The sequence below is a fragment of the Zoogloea oleivorans genome (assembly GCF_008107625.1).
Lineage (GTDB): Bacteria > Pseudomonadota > Gammaproteobacteria > Burkholderiales > Rhodocyclaceae > Zoogloea > Zoogloea oleivorans.
Window position 1 is genome coordinate 1 of record NZ_SDKK01000078.1, and the last position, 2616, is coordinate 2616.

Sequence of the window (2616 nt, forward strand, 5' to 3'; positions counted from 1 at the left end):
GCGTGCCGCTGCCGGCCGGACTGCGCAGCGCACTCACCGCTGCCGGCTGGATCGACGGCCCGTGGGCGCGCGATCCGGCAGCGCTGGAATCGCTCGAACAGACACCCGTCGCCGTCGACTCGTGGGACGCCTTCGCGCAACTCTTCGCCTGGGACGCACGCCCCCTCACCCACAGCGGCGAGACGCACTGCGCCACCTACCTGGGTGCCGCCGTGCGCAGCTACTTCGCCACCGGCGGCGAACGGGCCATCGTGATCCGCGTCGCCGACCCCTTTCCCTACCTCGAAAGCGGTGGCAGCCGGGCGATCAACCGGGACACCCGCCTGGCCCGCCTGGTGCCGGCCAGCGCCGCCGCCGCCCTGCCCTTCGACCCGACCGACCCGCGCACCTGGCGCGGCATCCAGCACCTTTACGGGCTGCCCGAGGTGAGCCACCTGTGCCTGCCCGACCTGCCCGACCTGTGCGCCAGCGACCCGCTGGCCCCGCCGACAGCCTTCACGCCGCCTCCGCCGCCGGAGGTCTTCGTCGAATGCAGCGACAACGAGCCGCCCCTGCCCACCGACACGGGCCTGCGCCGGCTGGCCGCACCGGGCTGCGACGAAGCCGGCTTCAATGCCTGGCGCCGGGCCGCCAGCCTGACTTGCGACTTCCTGCGCCGCCACAAGCGCGAAACCCTCTTCATCGCCGCCCTGCCGCTGCCCGAAGCCCGCCGCGACGACGGCCGGGCCCACGACGACCTGCTCGCCTTCCTGCGCAGCAGCGGCATCCTCGAAGCGGCCGGCAGCAACGCAGCCCCGCCCTCCAGCGTCGCCAGCGCCTTCGCCCAGATCGTCTGGCCGTGGCTGCACAGCCGGCGCTCCACCGACTTGCCCCAATCCATCGAGCCCGCCGACGGCCTCTACGCCGGCCTGCTGGCCCGCAATGCGCTGCAGCGCGGCACCTTCCGGTCGGTGGCCGGCACGCTCCTCGACGACGTCATCGGCCTGACCCCGCTGCCGGCCATGGGGCTCGGGCCGGACAGCCCCACCGAACAGCTGGCCGAGCGCCTGTGCGTCTTCGCCCGGGAGCCGGAGGGCATCGCCGTCCAGTCCGACGTCACCAGCGCCGCCACTCAGGCCTGGCGCTTCGGCGGCAGCAGCCGGCTGCTGGCAGCCATCCTGAAAGCCGCGCGACACTTTGGCGAAGCCCACGCCTTCGCCCCCAACGGCCCGGTCCTGTGGGCACGCCTGCGGCGCAGCACCGAGGACATGCTCGAAGCCTTCCGGCGCGAGGGCGCCTTTGGCGGCACCAGCGCCTCCGAGGCCTACCAGGTGCGCTGCGACGCCAGCACCATGAACCAGAACGACCTCGACAACGGTCGCCTGATCGCCGAGATCACCGTCCTGCCGGCGGCGTCAATCACCCGCATTACGGTGGTCCTGAACCTGCAGACCGGCGAGCCCGCCACGGCCACGATCCAGGAGGTGGCCTGAATGCCGAACCCCGCCGACATCGCCGAAAACCGCCTCGCCCCGCTGCACGTCTTCAACTTCCACGTGCGCTTCAAGCGCGACACCCTCCTCGGCCCGCCTCCGCCCGACGCCCCCGAGCTGACCCTGTGCAGCGGCGCCTTTGCCGAATGCACCGGCCTGGAGGCGACCATCGAGCCCAAGCTCATCAAGGTCGGCGGCGCCAACTACGGCGTGGCCCAGCGCATGGGCCGGGTGAGCTTCGCCACCGTGGTGCTCAAGCGCGGCATGACCACCACCCGCGACCTGTGGAAATGGTTCCAGCTGGTGTCCGGCGGCGCCTACGCCTACCGCCTGAAGGTCGAGATCGAGATGCGCGATGCGAGCGGCGCCCCCGTGCTGACCTGGGGCCTGGCCCGCGCCCTGCCGGTCAAGTTCAAGGCTGCCGACCTCAACGCCCGCGGCAGCGAAGTCGGCATCGAAGAACTCCACCTGGCCCACGAGGGGCTCTCCCTCCTCGACCCGGCCCTCTGAGGACGACACGGCCATGCCCGCCACCCCCGAACCGGAAAACCTCGAAATCGCCACCTTCGCGTCGAAGAGCGGCCCGCAGGCCCAGCGCGTCACCGTGCACGCCCACTTCAACCCGGAATCCCTGCAATACACGGTGCAGAACACCCTCAAGGAAGAAGGCAAGGGCGCCAAGAAAAAGCAGCACGTCAGCCAGACCACCGCCAAGCTCACCATGCAGCTGGTTTTCGACACCACCGACACCGGCGAGGACATCCGCCTGTACACCGATGACATGGCGAAACTGCTGCAGCCCTACAAGGACGGCAACAACAAGGCGCCCCCCATCGTCGAATTCGGCTGGGGCGTCTATCGCTTCACCGGCGTCGTCGAGCAATACAAGGAAACCATCGACTTCTTCGCCGCCGCCGGCGTGCCCCTGCGCGCCACCGTGGACATCACCCTGTCCAGCAATGAGCCCGCCTTCGAGAGCAGCCACAGCCCGAGCGCCTCGGTGGATGGCGACCTGTCGGCCGAGGAGCCCACCGTGCATCCGCAAGCCGGCCCCGGTCAGAACAACGGTCCGGGCGGCGCGGCGGGCCTCGCCAATGCGCTGGGCGACCCGCGCGCGGCCCGGGCCATCGCCTCCCTCAACGGC

3 protein-coding genes are annotated in these 2616 nt (G+C 70.9%); all 3 read left to right on the forward strand.

The features are described 5' to 3' along the window. Positions 1-1472: phage tail protein (locus tag ETQ85_RS25740; protein ID WP_187394883.1), on the forward strand; the 1472-nt coding region annotated here is incomplete at its 5' end. Beyond that, positions 1473-1982 carry a phage tail protein gene (locus ETQ85_RS25745; protein WP_148581830.1) on the forward strand — a complete coding sequence of 170 codons (510 nt, stop codon included), beginning with the start codon at positions 1473-1475 and terminating at the stop codon, positions 1980-1982. It abuts the gene before it with no gap. 13 nt (positions 1983-1995) lie between these two features. Further along, the coding region (locus ETQ85_RS25750) for a CIS tube protein (RefSeq protein ID WP_222862322.1) at positions 1996-2616 on the forward strand (621 nt) is incomplete at its 3' end.